16 protein-coding genes are annotated in these 18,924 nt (G+C 47.4%); 7 read left to right on the forward strand and 9 right to left on the reverse strand.

Translation table 11 applies throughout. The features are described 5' to 3' along the window. Positions 1–29: 29 nt before the first annotated feature. Positions 30–344 (reverse strand): hypothetical protein, encoded by a 315-nt coding sequence (locus U5R06_19155; protein MDZ7724862.1) that lies wholly within the window; start codon positions 342–344, stop codon positions 30–32. A 1,777-nt stretch (positions 345–2,121) separates the two neighbouring features. Here U5R06_19155 and U5R06_19160 point away from each other — a divergent pair. Further along, positions 2,122–3,786 (forward strand): hypothetical protein, encoded by a 1,665-nt coding sequence (locus tag U5R06_19160; GenBank protein ID MDZ7724863.1) that lies wholly within the window; start codon positions 2,122–2,124, stop codon positions 3,784–3,786. Positions 3,787–3,800: 14 nt separating this feature from the next. Here the strand turns inward: U5R06_19160 and U5R06_19165 are convergent, their stop codons facing one another. Then, positions 3,801–6,173: a PKD domain-containing protein gene (locus U5R06_19165; GenBank protein ID MDZ7724864.1), complete on the reverse strand. Its 2,373-nt coding sequence runs from the start codon at positions 6,171–6,173 to the stop codon at positions 3,801–3,803. A gap of 300 nt (positions 6,174–6,473) precedes the next feature. Here U5R06_19165 and U5R06_19170 point away from each other — a divergent pair, with 300 nt between their 5' ends. After that, positions 6,474–6,746, forward strand: coding sequence for a hypothetical protein (locus tag U5R06_19170; protein ID MDZ7724865.1), 273 nt, complete (start codon positions 6,474–6,476; stop codon positions 6,744–6,746). On the opposite strand, the gene U5R06_19175 is transcribed toward U5R06_19170, so the two are convergent. The 6 genes from U5R06_19175 to U5R06_19200 all read right to left on the reverse strand — a co-directional run bounded on the left by U5R06_19175 (position 6,743) and on the right by U5R06_19200 (position 13,963). After that, positions 6,743–8,545, reverse strand: a complete 1,803-nt coding sequence (locus U5R06_19175) for a PKD domain-containing protein (protein MDZ7724866.1) — start codon at positions 8,543–8,545, stop codon at positions 6,743–6,745. The genes U5R06_19170 and U5R06_19175 overlap by 4 nt on opposite strands. A 113-nt stretch (positions 8,546–8,658) precedes the next feature. Beyond that, a complete protein-coding gene (locus U5R06_19180) occupies positions 8,659–9,057 on the reverse strand; it encodes a hypothetical protein (protein ID MDZ7724867.1) in 399 nt (132 codons plus the stop codon). Between the two features lie 383 nt (positions 9,058–9,440). After that, on the reverse strand, positions 9,441–10,853 hold the full coding sequence (gene glnA / locus U5R06_19185) for a type I glutamate--ammonia ligase (GenBank protein ID MDZ7724868.1): 1,413 nt from the start codon (positions 10,851–10,853) through the stop codon (positions 9,441–9,443). Positions 10,854–11,593: 740 nt separating this feature from the next. Next, positions 11,594–12,238: a hypothetical protein gene (locus U5R06_19190; GenBank protein ID MDZ7724869.1), complete on the reverse strand. Its 645-nt coding sequence runs from the start codon at positions 12,236–12,238 to the stop codon at positions 11,594–11,596. 31 nt (positions 12,239–12,269) lie between these two features. Next, a complete protein-coding gene (locus U5R06_19195) occupies positions 12,270–13,601 on the reverse strand; it encodes an ammonium transporter (GenBank protein MDZ7724870.1) in 1,332 nt (443 codons plus the stop codon). A 20-nt stretch (positions 13,602–13,621) separates the two neighbouring features. Then, positions 13,622–13,963, reverse strand: coding sequence for a P-II family nitrogen regulator (locus U5R06_19200; GenBank protein ID MDZ7724871.1), 342 nt, complete (start codon positions 13,961–13,963; stop codon positions 13,622–13,624). A 468-nt stretch (positions 13,964–14,431) separates the two neighbouring features. On the opposite strand from U5R06_19200, the gene U5R06_19205 reads away from it, so the two are divergent. From U5R06_19205 to U5R06_19225, 5 genes are all read left to right on the forward strand, one after another. Beyond that, the gene (locus tag U5R06_19205) at positions 14,432–16,036 is read left to right on the forward strand and encodes a sigma 54-interacting transcriptional regulator (GenBank protein MDZ7724872.1); all 1,605 of its coding nucleotides are present in this window, start codon (positions 14,432–14,434) and stop codon (positions 16,034–16,036) included. Between the two features lie 8 nt (positions 16,037–16,044). After that, positions 16,045–16,935: a DUF72 domain-containing protein gene (locus tag U5R06_19210; GenBank protein MDZ7724873.1), complete on the forward strand. Its 891-nt coding sequence runs from the start codon at positions 16,045–16,047 to the stop codon at positions 16,933–16,935. 70 nt (positions 16,936–17,005) lie between these two features. After that, entirely contained in the window at positions 17,006–17,173 is a 168-nt protein-coding gene (locus tag U5R06_19215) for a hypothetical protein (GenBank protein MDZ7724874.1), read from the forward strand. A 90-nt stretch (positions 17,174–17,263) separates the two neighbouring features. Beyond that, entirely contained in the window at positions 17,264–17,464 is a 201-nt protein-coding gene (locus tag U5R06_19220; GenBank protein MDZ7724875.1) for a hypothetical protein, read from the forward strand. A 16-nt stretch (positions 17,465–17,480) separates the two neighbouring features. Beyond that, the gene (locus tag U5R06_19225; GenBank protein MDZ7724876.1) at positions 17,481–18,560 is read left to right on the forward strand and encodes a multiheme c-type cytochrome; all 1,080 of its coding nucleotides are present in this window, start codon (positions 17,481–17,483) and stop codon (positions 18,558–18,560) included. Between the two features lie 74 nt (positions 18,561–18,634). On the opposite strand, the gene hgcB is transcribed toward U5R06_19225, so the two are convergent. After that, positions 18,635–18,922, reverse strand: a complete 288-nt coding sequence (gene hgcB / locus U5R06_19230) for a mercury methylation ferredoxin HgcB (GenBank protein MDZ7724877.1) — start codon at positions 18,920–18,922, stop codon at positions 18,635–18,637. Between the last annotated feature and the right edge of the window lie 2 nt (positions 18,923–18,924).

The following is an 18,924-nucleotide window of genomic DNA, read 5'->3' on the forward strand; positions in this document are numbered from 1 at the left end:
GCTGAAATCGTATTATTGAAAAGCTTGTTTCATGTGTTTTGCAGCGCAGCATCCGCGATGCCGTCGTGCAGGGACATCGGGCCCGACATACGGAGGGCGATATATGAGGTTGTCTTGAAAAAAATTAGTCCGGGTTCATCCTCAGCAATAGTATCATTGATGACGCTTTTTCTTTTTCCTCCTTTTCCAAGGAGGGACGCTTTGTCAGAGGCGGACGCAGTCCGATATCTGACAAATCCGGGTGGTCCGTGCAGGGTATCGCCTGCAGGTGAGTTGCTGCCGTCAAACACCGTGCCCGGAAGGCGCGGTGTTTGCCCAGATGCGAAAAATTTATACGTAATCATTCGGACCGGGTTTGCATGAATACAGCGTTGCGGCTACGGTTTACAACCTACCGGATGATTCACCTCCGAGCATTACTTGTTCTTTTCCCTCCTTTTCCAAGGAGGGACGCTTTGTCAGAGGCGGACGCAGTCCGATATCTGACAAATCCGGGTGGTCCGTGCAGGGTATCGCCTGCAGGTGAGTTGCTGCCGTCAAACACCGTACCCGGAAGGCGCGGTGTTTGCCCAGATGCGAAAAATTTATACGTAATCATTCGGACCGGGTTTGCATGGGTACAGCGTTGCGGCTACGGTTTACAGACCTACCGGATAATTCACCTCCGAGCGTTGCTTGTTCTCTTCCCTCCTTTTCCAAGGAGGGACGCTTTGTCAGAGGCGGACGCAGTCCGACATCTGACAAAGCCGGGTGGTCCGTGCAGGGTATCGCCTGCAGGTGAGTTGGTGCCGTCAAACACCGTACCCGGAATGCGCGGTGTTTGCCCAGATGCGAAAAATTTATACGTAATCATTCGGACCGGGTTTGCATGGGTACAGCGTTGCGGCTACGGTTTACAACCTACCGGATAATTCACCTCCGAGCGTTGCTTGTTCTCTTCCCTCCTTTTCCAAGGAGGGACGCTTTGTCAGAGGCGGACGCAGTCCGACATCTGACAAAGCCGGGTGGTCCGTGCAGCGTATCGCCTGCAGGTGAGTCGCTGCCGTCAAACACCGTGCCCGGAATGCGCGGTGTTTGCCCAGATGCGAAAAATTTATACGTAATCATTCGGACCGGGTTTGCATGGGTACAGCGTTGCGGCTACGGTTTACAACCTACCGGATGATTCACCTCCGAGCGTTGCTTATTCTTTTCGCTCCTTTTCCAAGGAGGGACGCTTTGTCAGAGGCGGACGCAGTCCGACATCTGACAGAGCCGGGTGGTCCGTGCAGGGTATCGCCTGCAGGTGAGTTGCTGCCGTCAAACACCGTACCCGGAAGGCGCGGTGTTTGCCCAGATGCGAAAAATTTATACGTAATCATTCGGACCGGGTTTGCATGAATACAGCGTTGCGGCTACGGTTTACAACCTACCGGATGGTTCACCTCCGAGCATTACTTGTTCTTTTCCCTCCTTTTCCAAGGAGGGACGCTTTGTCAGATGCGGACGCAGTCCGACATCTGACAGAGCCGGGTGGTCCGTGCAGGGCATGCAGTTCAATAAAAATGTGTCCGCAGAGCAACCAGCCATGAATGCGCAAATACAGCCGCGAATCCACCCCCGTGAAAACTCACGGACATTGCTGTCTGTAACGAGAATTATAAGGGTTGGGAGATTGAGGGAAGATACTGTCATTATGACAATTATGTAACTGATTATTCTTTCTGTGGCTCAAGAGATAGGTGTTATAAGTCTGGTGATTCTTCATGCTCTTATGTTGCTGATGGTGCTGGGGCTTCAAGGGATGTTGGCGGCGATGCCAGGCTTTGGTGCGGGTACAGTTGTTATCCTGTTACTGGCAAGACGTGTGAGGAGACTACTATCGGTGCTTGGTATGATGGGGATTCTGCTTCTAATGTCTGTGAGAATGCTAATATCAATGGCGGAAATGGTTTAGGTGTTTGGACTTTTGGAACCTGCGGCAAGAGTGTTTGTGATACTGCTGATGGTTCTGGTGATTATTGTTGTGGTGATGATTTTAATGAGGCGTATGTTTCCACTGACTGCGATGGCAGTTCAGTTTCTTTTTGCTGTCCTTCGGGCAGTGTTGTGAAGGATAGCAGTTGTGTTTCAAAGTGTGATATGCAGGCGCCTGTTGAGACTTTCTTTTCTGTTAATGGTCAGGAAGCCGGTACTGTTTATACTAGTAACCCCACGGTTAATATTGTTTCTTCTGGTGAGGATAATATTGGTATTGACCGGTATGTTTTGTATTATCAGGCTACAGTTAGCATACGGCTTTTATTCTGGGAAAGTAACCCTGAGATGCTAGCATTTGTTTCCGGTTCAGGCACGAGTCCTGACACAAAAGCGTATTCTGTCTCTTTGACCGAGCCAGACGAGTACGCTTTCAACGCTAAGGTTTATGATGCTTGGGATAATTCAGGTAATGAGTTAGGTTCGATAATTGTTTGTTATGATGATGAAGCTCCGGCGTTTATTGATGAATCAACTGCGTCATCATTGGGTCTTGATCCGGTAAGCATCTCTTCAATTGATAGGACAGCTACGGTTTCTTGGGTTCCTTGGGATGCAGGTTGCGCATCTTTTGATAATTCTATTGAGTGGTTTTTTGGGGGAGTTTGCAATCCTTCGCAGTCTCAGGGCGCTACTTCAATCTCTTCGAATAGCTTCTATTCTGAGGGTATTTACCTGGGAGAAGAGTATTACACTTCTAAGACTTTTTCAACTTACGGTCCTGTTTCTGCCAGGATAACTGTTACTGATGCTGCTGGCAATAGTTTCCAGAGCGATTGCTTGTCTGTTACGCTTGAGGCTAGCACTCCTACGTGTTCTGCTGCATGTTCTTCTTATGATGGCAGTGTTTGTGATTCTTCTCCTTTCACTGACGATCATGGCACTGTCGTATCATACTCAGGGGATAATGTTTGTGGGGAGGATTGTTATTGTGTTGATTGTGATGGCGGTTACTCTTGGGATGCTAATTCGTTGGAGTGTTATCTTGACTCGCCTGATTTGGCTGTGACTGATATTTCTGTTGTTCCTGATCCTTGTTCTGTTTCCACTTCTGCTGATGTTGAGGTTACTGTTGAGAATATTGGCTCTCAGCCGATTCAGAGTGTGGATGATAATGTGTTTTCTGTTACTTTGAGTTATTCTGTTGGTGGCTCGGAGTATTCTCTTACTCAGTCTAGTATGGGGGACACGATTGTTGCTGGTGGTTCTAGAGTTTATTATTTTAATGATGTTTCTGGTCCTGGTTTTTGTGATTTTACTGTTTTGGGTGGTTTTGAGGAGTCTAAGCTTCTTTCTGTTTCTGTTACGAATACTCCTGCTGATTTTAATTCTGCTAATGATGATGCTACTTATTCTCTTTCGTGTGAGATGACGTGTGATGATTGTATGGTTGCTGATGGTGATGCTGGCTGGTGTGCTAACAGTGATGGTTTGTGCTGGTATGACTCAACTCAGGGCAAGTGCCTCAGGGATTCTATGGTTTGGCAGGGCGGCGCCTGTGTGAGTTGTGTTGGTGATAATCAGTTTAGTGGACCGTATTGTTCTGTTGATTCTCACTGTTGTGGTTATCCTGACATGGCTAGTTACTGTGATCTTGAATATTTAGGACCTACTAAAGGAGTCTGCACTGGAACAGGATCGCCTTGCAGTCCCACCTGGTCTGATCCGGAGTCCATAGATGAAACCTCAGGAAAAGTTTGTTGTGATGCAGTCCTTCATGGTACAGGAACTTATTATGCTGATCTTTTAGACTATGTAGTTTATGGATAGAAAAGAATTCTTTTTTATTCTGGTTTTGGAAGCTCAAGTTTTTCTTTTTTTATGATTGAGTCGAGTGGTATGTTTAGTGTGAGTGCGCCAAGGTGGTGTTCAGGTGATATTTGTATCTGGTTTCCTGGTGGTCCGTAACTGACTGAAGCCACATATCCCTGTTCATGGTTCATCTCCCTTGTATCTCCATACATTGTTCCTGCTGCTGCGTCTTCCATCTCGTTTGTTACGTCTTCTCCGTTTTGTAGTGATGTTGTTACTTCTGATAACCCTCCTGCTCTTCTTGGTGTTCCAAGATCTCCTCTGTTTATTCTTGCGAATCCTTTGCTTGTGTGTTCCCCGTCTGGTATGGAATTTGCATCAGAGCCGTTTACAGAAGGACTGTAGGTTGATATCAGTACCATGTAATCATAATCTTGTAGTATGTTTCCTGCCATGAAGTTACCTACAATATAGCTTTCCTCAGCGCCATTATTTGCTTCTATATATACCGAGTCTGCCTCTGCCCTTGTTTGCAGTCTTATCAGGTTGTCTGTTGATTCTGGCACCTTGTCTATTAGCCAGTCTAAATTCTCCTGTGTGACTGGAAAGCCATCCGTGTTTGAAGTATTCACGTAGACTGTCCTTAGTGTTCCTTTTGGGAGTTCTTCGCCATACTTTTTTTCCGGGTCCCATATCTTATTCTGAACATAAGTTTCTCTGTCGCTGTCCCCGTATACGCCGTGTGCGTTTATCACGAGAGCCATCTGCTCGTCGTTTTTCCAGGCTACTGGAACTGCTTTCAAAGGCGTGTCTTTAAGAAGTGAGTCAAGGTTCATGTCTTCTGTTCCTATGTCAAGGTCCCATTCTGTCATCATTCGTCCGCCGCTGGAATCTGTTTGCATTTTGTATTGTCCTGGCGCAACCTGTATTGCAACCCTGCCATTCTCATCTGTTGTTATAGCGTAGTCTCCGAACATGACGTCAAGCGCCTTTACAAGCTCTTTGTTTATTGGGTCTTTGAAGGTTGCTGTGATGTCTGCTTCTGGTTCTACGCTGACTCGAACGTTTGCTTCACTGTACGCACCTGAAAAATCGCTTACGCGGATGGTTATGTCTGAGTGTCCGCTTTGGTCTTTTGCAAGGCTTTCTAAGGTTAGTTTTCCATCTTCGACCTTGTACGTTACAAGGTCTGGGTTGGTCTGGTTTATTATCTCGTATATGTGCTCATCATCGTCATCGTTTACATTCAGTGTTATGCTTTTTCCTTTTGAGTCTTCTTTAAACGAAATATCTTCGAGGCTTACTTCTGGTGTTTTGTTTTTGAGGTAGACTCTTGCAGTGTCAGAATTTGTTTTTCCTTGTTCGTCGCTTACTCTTAGGACAACGGTTTTTTCTCCTTTTGTCTGGTATTGGTGTTGTTCTTGTTCTTCGCCTTCGAAGAAGCCGTTTCCAAAGTCCCATTCGTATTTTATTATTTTTTTGTCATCACTACTTTGCGATCCGTCAAGGTTGAATATGGTGTCTATTGTTCCTGTGTCTGGGTCTGCTGTTACGTATGCTACAGGGGCTTGATTTTTTGTGAGCGCGTATATGAGTCTTTCTTCTCCTCCGCTGAGTTTTACTGTGTCAGTGAGGCTTTCGTAGTTGTCTGGGGAGGTTTCGATTACGTAGTCGTCTTCTGCTTGTGTTTTTGAGAGCCTTGCAGCATCAGTGTATTCTGTTCTTATCCCGTCTAAGAAGGACGCTTTCCCAGAGCCGTCTACGAGTGTCATTTTCATGGCTTTTCTTTCACCATTTGATCTTACTTCTGCTATGTACACGCCTGATGCCACGCCTTGTCCTTTGTTATCTGTTCCTGACCAGCCTACTTTGTGTTTTCCTGCTGGCAGCCAGGCATCAGTAAGTTCTTTTACGAGTTCTCCTCTGATGTTGTAGATGTTGATGTCTATGTCTCCTTCTGTTTCTGTGCTGAAGGGTATGACAGTGGATGGGTTGAAGGGGTTGGGGTAGTTTTGCTCTATTGCAAAGTCAAGAGGCACGAGGGTGTTGTCTTGGTCCACGTAGGTGTAGTTTTCAAAGACTGCGCTTCCCTCTGAATCAGTTGTTCTTGTCTGGTCAAATATTGTTTTATCATCGAGGTTGTATACTCTCAGTTCAGAATTTGCTATTCCGTTTCCTGTGTCGTAGTCTTGCAGTACGATTTCAAGCCGGTCAAGTGCGTTGTCCATTTGCGCAGAAGCATCTGCTTTCTCAACAAGCCCTCCTGCTGCTGCGAGGGCTACTGCTCCCATCGTTCCTGCCAAGATGTATTTTTGCCAGCCTTTTGCGTTAAGAAGTTCGTACCCGGTCATGTGTTCCAGGTTGTTTTTAATGCAACGGGCGTAGAAAAAATGCAGCATTTTCATGATTATTTCCCCAAGATTAAGGTTGAATGTAAAAAGCGTATATAAAAACAGGCAACAAAAAGAATCAACGAGTCGTTGTTCCTATGAATATATGATTTTTGTGAATAAATAAAAGGAAAATAGTAGGGCGCCCAGCATCCGTGACGCTGCTGCGCAGGGCAGTGCCTGAGGGTGGGGCAAAGCAGAGGGAACCATGTGTGCTTTGAATCATTGCTATTGTATGACAATCCTGGCTGGTGTGCTAACAGTGATGGTTTGTGCTGGTATGACTCCACGCAGGGCAAGTGCCTGAAGGATTCTATGGTTTGGCAGGGCGGGGCGTGTGTGAGTTGTGTTTCTGGAGGTGGGGATTGTTCTCTTGACGCGCATTGTTGTGCGTTTGATGAGGGTAAGAGTTATTGTGAAAATGGTTTCTGCACTGAAACCGACGATCCTTGTACTTTAACGTCTCCTCTTTGGTCTGCTTTAGGCTCGATTAATGAGCTTGAAGATGCAAGTGCTTGTTGTGAGGATGTTTTGCATGGCACCCATACTGTTTATGATGATTGGTTGCCTGTTACTGTTTATGGTTAGAATTCTGGTTTTGGAAGCTCAAGTTTTTCTTTTTTTATGATTGTGTCGAGTGGTATGTTTAGGGTGAGTGCTCCGAGGTGGTGTTCTGGGGATATTTGTATTTGCTTTCCTGGTGGTCCGTATGTGACTGTTGGGTTGTATCCGTTTTGGTGGTCAAAATCTCCTGGGCTTCCGTATAGTGTTCCTGCTGCGGCGTCTTCCATGTCGTTTGTTACGTCTTCTCCGTTTTGTAGTGAGCTTGCTATTTCTGATAAGGCGCTTCCTCTTTGGTTTATTCCCAGATTTCCTCTGTTTATTCTTGCGAATCCTTTGCTTGTGTGTTCCCCGTCTGGTATTGTATTTGCGTCAGACCCGTTTATGCTTGGACTATAAGTTGATATCATTACCATATAATCATAGTCTTGCAGTATCTCTCCTGACCTGTACCTCATTACTATCTGGCTCTCTTCAGCCTTGCTTCCTGCTTCTATATAAACTGAGTCTGCTTCTGTTCTTGTTTGTAGTTTTATTTTGTTGTCCATTATGTTTGGTATTTTGTCTACTGCCCAGTCGAGGTTCTCTTGTGCGCCTGGGGATCTTCCAATCCTTTCTGTATTCACATAGACTGTTCTTAGTGTTCCTTTTGGGAGTTCTTCGCCATACTTTTTTTCCGGGTCCCATATTTTGTTTTGCACGTAGGTTTCTCTGTCGCTGTCCCCGTATACTCCGTGTGCGTTTATCACGAGAGCCATTTGTTCGTCGTTTTTCCAGGCTACTGGGACTGCTTTCAAAGGCGTGTCTTTAAGAAGCGAGTCAAGGTTCACGTCTTCTGTTCCTATGTCAAGGTCCCATTCTGTTAGCATTCGTCCGCCGCTGGAATCTGTTTGCATTTTGTATTGTCCTGGCGCAACCTGTATTGCAACCCTGCCATCTTCATCTGTTGTTATAGCGTAGTCTCCGAACATTACGTCAAGCGCCTTTACAAGCTCTTTGTTTATTGGGTCTTTGAAGGTTGCTGTGATGTCTGCTTCTGGTTCTACGCTGACTCGAACGTGTGCTTCACTGTACGCACCTGAAAAATCGCTTACGCGAACAGTTATGTCTGAGTGTCCGCTTTGGTCTTTTGCAAGGCTTTCTAAGGTTAGTTTTCCATCCTCGACCTTGTATGTTACAAGGTCTGGGTTGGTCTGGTTTATTATCTCGTATGTGTGTTCATCATCGTCATCGTTTACATTCAGTGTTATGCTTTTTCCTTTTGAGTCTTCTTTAAACGAAATATCTTCGAGGCTTACTTCTGGTGTTTTGTTTTTGAGGTAGACTCTTGCAGTGTCAGAATTTGTTTTTCCTTGTTCGTCGCTTACTCTTAGGACAACGGTTTTTTCTCCTTTTGTCTGGTATTGGTGTTGTTCTTGTTCTTCGCCTTCGAAGAAGCCGTTTCCAAAGTCCCATTCGTATTTTATTATTTTTTTGTCATCACTACTTTGCGATCCGTCAAGGTTGAATATGGTGTCTATTGTTCCTGTGTCTGGGTCTGCTGTTACGTATGCTACAGGGGCTTGATTTTTTGTGAGTGCGTATATGAGTCTTTCTTCTCCTCCGCTGAGTTTTACTGTGTCAGTGAGGCTTTCGTAGTTGTCTGGTGAGGTTTCGATTACGTAGTTGTCTTCTGCTTGTGTTTTTGAGAGCCTTGCAGCATCAGTGTATTCTGTTCTTATCCCGTCTAAGAAGGACGCTTTCCCAGAGCCGTCTACGAGTGTCATTTTCATGGCTTTTCTTTCACCATTTGATCTTACTTCTGCTATGTACACGCCTGATGCCACGCCTTGTCCTTTGTTATCTGTTCCTGACCAGCCTACTTTGTGTTTTCCTGCCGGCAGCCAGGCATCAGCAAGCTGGCAAACCAGCTCGCCTTTGATGTTATAAATCCGGATCGTTACGTTTGCTTCGGTACCGGTTGTAAAGGGATCTGTGTGGCGGGATTGAAGGGGTTGGGGTAGTTTTGCTCGATGGCAAGGTCGAGCGGGATTAGGGTGTTGTCTTTTTCAACGTATGTGTAGTTTTCAAAGACTGCTGTTCCCTCTGAATCGGTTGTTCTTGTCTGGTCAAATATTGTTTTATCATCGAGGTTGTATACTCTCAGCTCAGAATTTGCTATTCCGTTTCCTGTGTCGTAGTCTTGCAGTACGATTTCAAGCCGGTCAAGTGCGTTGTCCATTTGCGCAGAAGCATCTGCTTTCTCAACAAGCCCTCCTGCTGCTGCGAGGGCTACTGCTCCCATCGTTCCTGCCAAGATGTATTTTTGCCAGCCTTTTGCGTTCAAATTAAATAGCATTATAAATCCCCGCTATGTCATAAGCGTGCTGCCGCAAACCACGGTCAAAAAGATAAATTTTGTGACCACTGCTTTAATAAATATAGGAATATTGTGAAAAAATAAAAGAAAAATATGCAGATCAAATCATTCACCACACATGCCTGAATGTCAGATATCGGCATTCCAAAAGCACCAACAACTCTAATAGTGCATTTTTATAATTTCAGTTCGTGTCGTTCGTTTTGTTCGCTGCTTTATGGTGCCGCTGTCACTCGTCGCACGTCCGGGAGACATACGATGAATATTTCATGCCATAAAAAAAGCCGGTCCCTTTCAGAACCGGCTTGTGGTTTCCGCGATTAAAGAAGCGTCTTTCCCCGTTTCAGTTGCACCTCCGTTGCCTAGTTATCATAATAGAGGAAAAATTCGTACGGATGCGGGCGATGCGCCATCGGTTCGAGTTCATTTTCGCGTTTGTAAGTGATCCAGGTGTCGATCAGATCCTGCGTAAACACATCACCTTTTAACAGAAAACCATGATCGGCTTCCAGGGCGTCCATAGCTTCGTCCAATGATCCGGGCACCTTGGCAATACCGGAAAGTTCTGCAGGCGTCATATCGTATATATCCTGATCCAGGGTATGTTCCGGTTCGATCTTGTTTTCAATGCCGTCAATCGCGGCCATCATCATGGCGGTCCAGGCCAGGTAACCATTGGCCGTGGGATCCGGACAGCGGAATTCAAAACGTTTGGCTTTGGGATTCGAACTGTACATGGGAATTCGAACTGCGGCGGAACGGTTGCGCTGTGACAGAACCAGGTTTACCGGCGCTTCGAATCCGGGTACCAGTCGGCGATACGAGTTGGTCGTCGGTGCGGCAAACGCCAGCACAGCCGACGCATGTTTCAGCAGACCACCGACCGCGTGCAGCGCCATTTCACTCAATCCGGCGTACTTGTCGCCGGCAAACAACGGCTTGCCGTTTTTCCAAAATGAAATATGACTGTGCATCCCCGAGCCATTGTCTTCAAAAATCGGTTTGGGCATAAATGTGATGCTCTTGCCGGCGCGAAAAGCCACATTTTTGATGATATATTTATACCACATGAACTGATCCGCCATTTTGGTCAGTTCGTCGAACTGCATATCGATTTCAGCCTGACCGCCGGTCCCGACTTCGTGGTGATGCGCCTCGATCACGATACCCATTTTCATCATTTCACGCACCATCTCGCCGCGAAGATCGCCATAGGTGTCGGTGGGCGATACGGGAAAGTATCCGCCTTTGTAGCTGGGTTTGTAACCGAGATTCGGTTCTTCAATGCGATTGGTATTCCAGGCGCCTTCGACCGAGTCAATGGAATAAAATCCGGTGTTTTGTTTCTGTTCAAAACGAACTTCATCAAAGATAAAAAACTCCGGTTCCGGACCGATAAAACAGGTATCCGCGATACCGGTCTTTTTCAGAAACTCGACTCCCTTGCGCGCCACATAGCGGGGATCGCGGCTGTAGGATTCCCTGGTGATGGGATCGACAATATTGGCGATTACAGACACCGTGGGTTTTTCAAAGAACGGATCAATGGTGGTTGTGGACGAATCCGGAATTGCAATCATATCCGACTGATTGATGGCCTGCCATCCTCGAATGGACGAGCCGTCAAATCCGAGTCCCTCTTCAAACGTGCTTTCATCCCATGTTTCCACGGGATACGTACAGTGCTGCCAGGTGCCGAGCAGATCGCAGAACTTGAGATCAACCATATCCGCACCATTGGTTCGGGCAAATTCAAAGAATTCTTTTGGGGTCATAAGACTTTTCCTTTGTTCATTGTTGTTTGTTTTATTGATGATATATTCTTATTTTCAAAAACCCGATGCATACGTCCAGACGGGTGTGAGATTTGCTGTTTTAGATGCCACTTGAAATTCATAAAAAAAGAGCCTGCCTCAAGACAGAGAAGTTAATGTTTGACCCCAAACGGGAAAGGCAGGCTCTTGTTGTTCTCAACGTTTGTACATCCCGGAGATCTTGCATCAACTGTTTAATACAATGTCAAAGAATGTGCCAAAAATCCTCTTGTAAAGACACACCTCTTATTTAGCTGTTTTATAGTACCTTACAAACAACCAGCCACTATAATAAGCATGCTTTATTATTACATTTTTGTAGCATATTTATCTTATATAACATTTTTGTTTTAAAACGGATCAACACACAATTCTTTACCTTAATAACGTGTCGCTATCAGATATTGCATACTATTAATTATACTTATGTTACACCACCTTTAGAGTCAGACGTCAACTCGTTCACCAAAACACACACAAAACCGTCTTGATTAAAATCGGCCGACAAATCAGCAAACCTCGCCGGCCGATTCTCTTTCAAGACCATCGTACTGTAAATCACTCGATCATTGCTGCGATTGCAGTCTTTTGTCCGGGAAACACCTCAAAATTCAGCATCAAAACCAGCCGGCCAAATCCCGGCGCCCAAGTGTTCCTACTTTATTGAAATTCTTGCATTGTTTTATTACATTTTTGTAAGCCTAAAAACTGTACCCGGCTGTCATGAAAAAGATATTTTCCAGGTTATCGTCATCAGACACGCCGATCGAATAGTTCCAGCTGACTGCTACATTGTCAGATACGGACTTGCCGGCGGACAAGGTCAGAGTTGTAACCGCATCATCGGTCGAGCTGGAATAAGTTCCATAACCCAGCGTGGCGCCGACATCCGCGCCCAGCAGCGTGCTTCCGCCGGAAACTTCCAGCCAGTAAACGCTTTCATCCATATTTTCCTGCTCCGGCGTATAAAAGAATGTAACACCCGCGGCGCCGTATGCAAGCGCGCCATAGACTTCATAAACATTGTATTCAGATTTTGCGAAAAAATCATAGCTGTACAAAGTGGCGCCCACTGCCGTTGAAATTTCACCTGCAGGCAGACTCACTTGGACAAATGGATCCGTTTCCACTTCCATGGGACCGTGCATTGTGGATGACCAGAAGCCTACGGTCACCGGACCGGACGTCAGACCGGCGGTTCCCTGCATGGCCACACCGTCAAACTGCTTTACACCGCGCCACACATACGTACTCACTCCGGTCACATCACCGCTGAACTCAACCGCCAACGCAGAGCCGGTCAACAGGACCAGCATTAAAAGAATCAGAATGCTATTGTTTTTCATTGTTTCCTCCATCATTAAAAGTTAATTTGAATTACTGTGTGATAAAAATCTGGAATCCGCTGTAGGCTTCCATACCATGCTCACCAATATCCAGGCCTTCCAGTTCTTCTTTTTCACTGACACGCAGTCCGGCGGTCTTTTTAATCAGGGTAAACAGGATCATTCCTGTCCCGAATGCCCAGACAAATCCGGCCAGCACACCGATCGCCTGAATACCCAGCAGACCGAATCCGTCGCCGTAGAACAGTCCGCCTTTCACATTGAACAATCCCACGGCCAGAGTGCCCCAGGCGCCGCAGACACCGTGCACACTGACCGCACCGACCGGGTCATCCACTTTTAATTTGCGTTCGATAAAGTACACGCTATACACCACAATCACACCGGCAACAAATCCAATGGCCAACGATCCCAGCGGAGATACCGTATAACAGCCGGCGGTGATTCCGACCAGTCCGGCGAGAGCGCCGTTCAGCGCCATGGATCCGTCCGGTTTACCGCCGGAAAGCCATGACGTAAACAATGCGGCAATCGCGCCGGCGGCTGCCGCCAGATTGGTGGTCACAGCGACACGGCCGATCTCGCCGTCACCCAGCGTTGTCGAACCCGGATTAAATCCAAACCAGCCAAACCAGAGAATAAACACACCCAGCGCAGCCAGAGCAATATTATGGCCCGGAATGGCGCGCGGTTTTTTATCCGGACCGAATTTTCCGATCCGCGGACCGAGTACAATAGCACCGGCCAGAGCCAGCCAGCCGCCAATCGAGTGCACAACCGTAGAACCGGCAAAATCAACAAAACCGATCTTCTCAAGCCAACCGCCGCCGTTGAACAGACTGCCCCAGGCCCATGACCCGAAAATCGGATAAATGAGCGCACAAATAAAAACGCTGTAAAGCAGATAGCCGGTAAACTTTGTGCGTTCCGCCATGGCGCCGGACACGATGGTAGCTGCAGTCCCGGCAAACACAGTCTGGAAAATCAAAAACGTCCAGGCCCAGTCGGCGCCGGTGACATTAATGCCGAGCATCATAAATTCCGAGGTCCCGAAAAACCCGTTTGTACTCCCGAACATCAGTCCAAATCCCAGCATAAAAAAGGCAACCGAACCGATGGAAAAATCCATCAGATTTTTCATCATAATATTAACCGTGTTCTTTGCGCGGGTAAAACCGCTTTCAACCATGGCAAATCCCGCCTGCATAAAAAACACCAAAAAGGCGGCCACAACCGTCCATACAGTATTGATATTATTCTGAAGCATCTCAACAGCAGTCGGGGTGGCGTCCTGCGCAAAAGCAAGGGCCGGCAGCAAAAGGACAAATGCCGGCACACCGGGCCCAATCATTTTATTCTTCATGAGTCTATCTCCTTTCTGTTTTATCCTATTGCATCATGTCCTGTTTCACCGGTACGGATCCGAATACAATCTGCCAGATCCTGGATGAATATTTTGCCGTCGCCGATATTTCCGGTACGCGCTCCCTCAATAACACCTTCGGTAGCCGCCTGAACAAAATCTTCATTTACCGCAATTTCAATACGAATTTTTTTCAACAAATTCACTTCAATATCAGCGCCGCGATAGGTTTCATGATATCCACGCTGCTGTCCACACCCCAATGCATTGGTGATGGACATCTTGAAGACTTGGCGCTCATAAAGCGCCTGCTTTACGGCATTCAACCGTTCCGGCTGAACATAAGCGATAATCAGTTTCATAACGTCTCCTTTCTATTAGTGGTTTATTGACTGCCGCTTGCCTCTGCACATGCAAGGCATGTACCAGAAATTATAATATTTTTATAGTATTGTTTTTAATGCACTTAAACCCCATCCCATAAAGTCATCGCTGACATTTTTGTAAAAAGCCGCTTTATTAGATACATTTTTGTCGAAATCAATGCATCACAGTCCGCAATCACCCCCTAACAGCCCTCTTGTCAACACAACCCGACACACCAGCAAAGACATGCACACAAAATAAATCCCGTCAAGTGAGAATAAATGTAAAAACAGGCAAAAAAGCCGAATTTGCAGTCAATTTTGCAAAAAACTTGTTGCATTGTTTTCTACATTATTGTAACTTTGAAAGCGCTATAAACATTTTTGTACCATTAACAAGCTCCGGTTTTAGGTGATCGATCATCGACATCGAGCAGACCGGACAACTACATAAAGGAAATAGACATGGCCGCAGTCAGCCCGGAAAAAGAGTTACCCCAAACCCATCTAAAAGAATTGGAAATGCTGGTCGAAATTAATCAGGCCATCAGTCGCACCTTTAATCTCAAAGAGTCCTTGCGCGCAACGCTTAAAATATTACAGCGCTCCTACCAGGTCAAATCCGGCGCCATCTTTTTATCGGAAAACGATGGAAAAACCCTGTCCATGGCCGCTTCCGTCGGGTATCGCGATGAATACGCCAAAGTCAAATATGTGCTCGGCGAAGGTCTCACCGGCCGGATTGCTGAAACCGGTAAACCCATTGTGGCGCCGCAGGTGAGCAAAGAGCCGCTGTTTTTGAACCGTTTGAGCTCATGGGACTCTAAAAAGAATCCGGAACTCACTTTTATAGGCATTCCGATCAACCTGGACTATGATACCCTGGGCGTGATCATTGTCAATCTGCCCTATGCTGCGAATCGGAACTATGAAAGTGCAAAAAAATTTCTGTCACTGGTTGCCTCCGCCCTGGTTCAGTCCATCCGACTGGAGCAAGTGCGTCAGGAGGAACGGCAAAAATTGCTGAGCGAGTCCAATAAACTGCAGGAACAGCTCAAGGACGAATTCCGGTTCAGCAATATCATCGGAAACAGTCACGAAATGCGCGAGGTCTACGACAAAGTCACCCAGGTGGCTCGCGCGGACACGACGGTGCTGATCCGTGGAGAGTCCGGGACCGGCAAGGAATTGATCGCGCAGGCGATTCATTACAATTCGCTGCGCAGCGAAAACCCGTTTGTGCGCGTCAATTGTGCGGCTATCCCGGAAACCCTGATCGAAACAGAATTTTTCGGACATGAAAAAGGCGCATTCACCGACGCCAAAACACAAAAAAAAGGCCGCTTCGAGCTCGCGCACGGCGGCACGATCTTTCTGGATGAGATCGGCGATCTCTCTCCCATGACACAGGTCAAGCTGCTGCGCGTGCTGCAGGAACAGGAATTCGAACGGGTCGGCGGAACTCAGCCTGTCAAAGTTGATGTCAGAGTCATCGCGGCGACCAATTCGGATCTGGAAACACGCATTTCCGACGGCACCTTTCGCGAAGACCTTTACTATCGCCTGAACGTGTTTTCAATCTTTTTGCCGTCACTGCGCGAGCGGCGCACCGATGTACTGCTGTTGGCGGATCATTTTATGCTCAAATACGGCCGCAAACACGGTAAAGCCATCAAACGCATCTCCACACCGGCCATCGATATGCTGCGTCAATACCATTGGCCGGGCAATGTCCGTGAACTGGAAAATTGTATCGAACGCGCCGTTCTGGTCTGCGACGATCAGGTCATTCACAGTTATCATCTGCCACCGACACTTCAGACTGCGGAAAGCAGCGGCACCACTCCGCATCTGTCCCTCAAAGATGCCGTGGCCTCTTACGAAAAGGAATTGATACAGGATGCGCTGAAAACCGCACATGGCAATCGCGCAAAGGCGGCGCGTCTATTAGGCACTACAGAGCGCATTATCGGGTATAAAATATCAAAGTACAAAATCGACGCGGACCGGTTCAAGGATCGCAAGATCGAAAATGATCATTATGCGTTCATTGACCATGACTTTATTTAGAGGTTACCATGGCAAATCAATCAACTCTCTATATCGGTCCCGCGGGCTGGAGTTACCCGGACTGGCGCGGCGTGGTGTATCCATCGCGACGTCCCTCCGGTTTCTCTGAATTAGAGTATCTGTCCCGGTATTTCAATATGATCGAACTCAATGTCACGTTTTACCGCATCCCGCCGATAGAGTATGTTCGGAAATGGTCATCCAAAGTAAAAGAACATGATTTTCAGTTCTGCGTCAAACTGGGAAAGCAGTATACCCATTCGAGCAACATGCCCGACAAACAGGATACGCAAGCGTTCAAGACCTCCATTCGGCCGCTCGTGGAACAGGATCAAATCGGCGCGCTGCTGCTTCAGTTCCCCTGGCGCTTCAAATACAGCAAAGCCAACCTGGATCATCTGATCAAACTCCTGAACCGGTTTTCCGAATATCAGCCGGCTGTGGAATTCCGCCATAAAAGCTGGCAGTGCGAGCCGGTTTTTCAGACATTACAGGAACACAATGCGGCTTTTGTCAATATCGACCAGCCGGTGATCGGCAAATCCATTGAACCCTCTGCCAACGTCACCGCCCCTGTCGGCTATTGCCGCCTGCATGGCCGCAATTACAAAACCTGGTTTGAACAAGGCGCCGGCCGCGACGCCCGCTATGATTACCTGTATGATGACCGGACTCTGAACCAGTGGGCAAAGCTCGTAAAATTGGTCCGGGACTCGAGCACAAAAACATTTGTGGTATTTAACAATCACTTTCGCGGACAGGCCGTCGTCAATGCGCTGCAGATGAAGGCCATTCTCGAAGAACGCAACATTTCTGTACCCCCGGATTTAAAGCGCACCTTTCCCGAACTTTTATCTATCTCTCAACCGGAACCCGGCGAAACCCTGTCGCTTTTTTGAAACTTTTTTCATCTCTGCTCATCTAATACCTACATAACGAACCATACCGATCACTACCAAGAGGAGATGTATGAACGATATTTTAGAGCTGTTGCTGATATTTGCGGGCTGGATAGTGCTGGCAAGGTATGTTCTTCCTGCGCTGGGTGTCCCCACCTGCATGTCCGGTCATTGCCGCACACCGCGGCAGCGCAAAGAAACCGAGACCGAACCTATCGCTGAGCAGAAAATCGACTGAAATTATTTATTCAAAACAGCGTTTTGAACTTGATTTTTAGCGGTGGACTTTATACTTTCAGTCTGCCGCGTATCATAAAAGGAGTGCTCTATGAAAGACTGGATCCGATACGGCGGCGGACTGCTGTTTGGTGCGGGACTGGGATATTTGTATTTCCGACTGGTTGGATGTCAGACCGGAACCTGCCCTCTGCAAAGCAGTCCCATTTTGAATATTGCGTTGGGCGCGGTGATCGGCCTGATTTTGGTTGATGAAGTTTGGAAGGCCGTTGAACAACGCAGAGAGCGATAACTGACTCGAGGTTGAAATGAAGAACATGATTGTTGCCCTGATCATAGTGACGGGCTCTGCGGTTTGGGGACAGGTCATCAAATCAGCAGAAACCTGCGGTGAATGCCATCATCGCAATTTTGTTCAGTGGCAACAGTCCAGTCATTCCGGTTCCGCAACAGACCCGCTGTATCAGGCTGTCCTGAACACCCTGCCTCCTGAATCTGAACGTCGAACCCGCTGCAGCCGCTGTCATGAACCGGTTAGACATCTTGATATCCCGGCTACACTGGCAAAGGACATTGCAAAAGAAGGCGTCACCTGCGATATGTGCCATGCCGTCAACTGGCGGGAATCCTCACGTCATCATTATGTGCTGGGCCCGGAAAATGTCAAATACGGGCCTTATGAGGACGCCGTCCCTTCTGTTCATGAACACGAATACTCGCAAGCCCTGAGTTCATCCTCCGCCTGCATCAGCTGCCATCATGATGTCGGAACCGAATCGCTGATCACCTGTTCAACCGAATCCGAGTATAAAAACAGCTCATTTTACAAAGCCGGTGTCACCTGTCAGGATTGCCACATGCCCAAACGGGCGGGCAAGAGCGCTGAACTGGGCAAATGGCGGCAAAATATTTATTCGCATGTATTTTACGGCGGCTCGACTCCGCGTATGTTGTATGACTGCGCCACGCTGAACGGAGAACTGAAATTCCGTGACAATAATACGGTGTTGAGTCTGAGCGTAACCAACCAGAGCGTCGGGCACGCCCTGCCCACCGGCTCCCCGCTTCGAGCGGTTTACTTAAAGATAACAGCAACATCAGAACAAGATTCTGTATTATGGAGCAATTACAAAACCAATTCCCTGAACGAAGACCCGGACGCGCTGTTTATGCGAGTGCTCAGTGATGAACAGGGGAATGCACCCTGCATCCCCACCCAGGCCCGACAGTCGTCTTTGATCACCGGCTGCAGCCGGACGAAACGCGGCAGTTCGAGTATGTCATCCCCGATACTCTGGTGGACCGCATTCAGGCCTCACTGTTTTATCGCTCATTCCCACCGACTCTGCAGGATCAGCTTAACATTGATCCTCAGGATCCGATATTGATTCAATCAAAAACTTTTAGCCGATGAATCGAATCAGCGGAATTCACCGTGCAGACAGCAGTCTCAAAGCTGTGCTCAGCAACAGCACTCCCCACTATCGCCGCAACCGCAATTCGGCTCTGTCCCCCGAATCATTCCATTGATAACCGCAGCGGCACATCCAACTCCGCTGTTGACAGAAATAGCACCGTACACGCAATTCATCTGACAAGCGCCACATTCAATACATGCGTCCGGATCCTGAATTTTTACCGTATCCTCCACATGCAGTACATTTCTCGGACAAACTGTAGTGCACATTCCGCATGCTGTGCATCGCTGAGAATCAATTTGCAGGGTTGTGACATTTCGTAAATAATTCATCG

This window comes from candidate division KSB1 bacterium, from assembly GCA_034521575.1.
Taxonomy (GTDB): Bacteria; Zhuqueibacterota; Zhuqueibacteria; order Residuimicrobiales; family Krinioviventaceae; genus JAXHMJ01.

Excerpts from the sequence above, each read along its gene's own strand:
- U5R06_19155 (MDZ7724862.1), bottom strand. The coding sequence starts at position 344 with ATGATTACGTATAAATTTTTCGCATCTGGGCAAACACCGCGCCTTCCG.
- U5R06_19160 (MDZ7724863.1), top strand. The coding sequence starts at position 2,122 with ATGCAGGCGCCTGTTGAGACTTTCTTTTCTGTTAATGGTCAGGAAGCC.
- U5R06_19165 (MDZ7724864.1), bottom strand. The coding sequence starts at position 6,173 with ATGAAAATGCTGCATTTTTTCTACGCCCGTTGCATTAAAAACAACCTG.
- U5R06_19170 (MDZ7724865.1), top strand. The coding sequence starts at position 6,474 with ATGGTTTGGCAGGGCGGGGCGTGTGTGAGTTGTGTTTCTGGAGGTGGG.
- U5R06_19180 (MDZ7724867.1), bottom strand. The coding sequence starts at position 9,057 with ATGCTATTTAATTTGAACGCAAAAGGCTGGCAAAAATACATCTTGGCA.
- glnA (MDZ7724868.1), bottom strand. The coding sequence starts at position 10,853 with ATGACCCCAAAAGAATTCTTTGAATTTGCCCGAACCAATGGTGCGGAT.
- U5R06_19190 (MDZ7724869.1), bottom strand. The coding sequence starts at position 12,238 with ATGAAAAACAATAGCATTCTGATTCTTTTAATGCTGGTCCTGTTGACC.
- U5R06_19195 (MDZ7724870.1), bottom strand. The coding sequence starts at position 13,601 with ATGAAGAATAAAATGATTGGGCCCGGTGTGCCGGCATTTGTCCTTTTG.
- U5R06_19200 (MDZ7724871.1), bottom strand. The coding sequence starts at position 13,963 with ATGAAACTGATTATCGCTTATGTTCAGCCGGAACGGTTGAATGCCGTA.
- U5R06_19205 (MDZ7724872.1), top strand. The coding sequence starts at position 14,432 with ATGGCCGCAGTCAGCCCGGAAAAAGAGTTACCCCAAACCCATCTAAAA.
- U5R06_19210 (MDZ7724873.1), top strand. The coding sequence starts at position 16,045 with ATGGCAAATCAATCAACTCTCTATATCGGTCCCGCGGGCTGGAGTTAC.
- U5R06_19215 (MDZ7724874.1), top strand. The coding sequence starts at position 17,006 with ATGAACGATATTTTAGAGCTGTTGCTGATATTTGCGGGCTGGATAGTG.
- U5R06_19220 (MDZ7724875.1), top strand. The coding sequence starts at position 17,264 with ATGAAAGACTGGATCCGATACGGCGGCGGACTGCTGTTTGGTGCGGGA.
- U5R06_19225 (MDZ7724876.1), top strand. The coding sequence starts at position 17,481 with ATGAAGAACATGATTGTTGCCCTGATCATAGTGACGGGCTCTGCGGTT.
- hgcB (MDZ7724877.1), bottom strand. The coding sequence starts at position 18,922 with ATGAATTATTTACGAAATGTCACAACCCTGCAAATTGATTCTCAGCGA.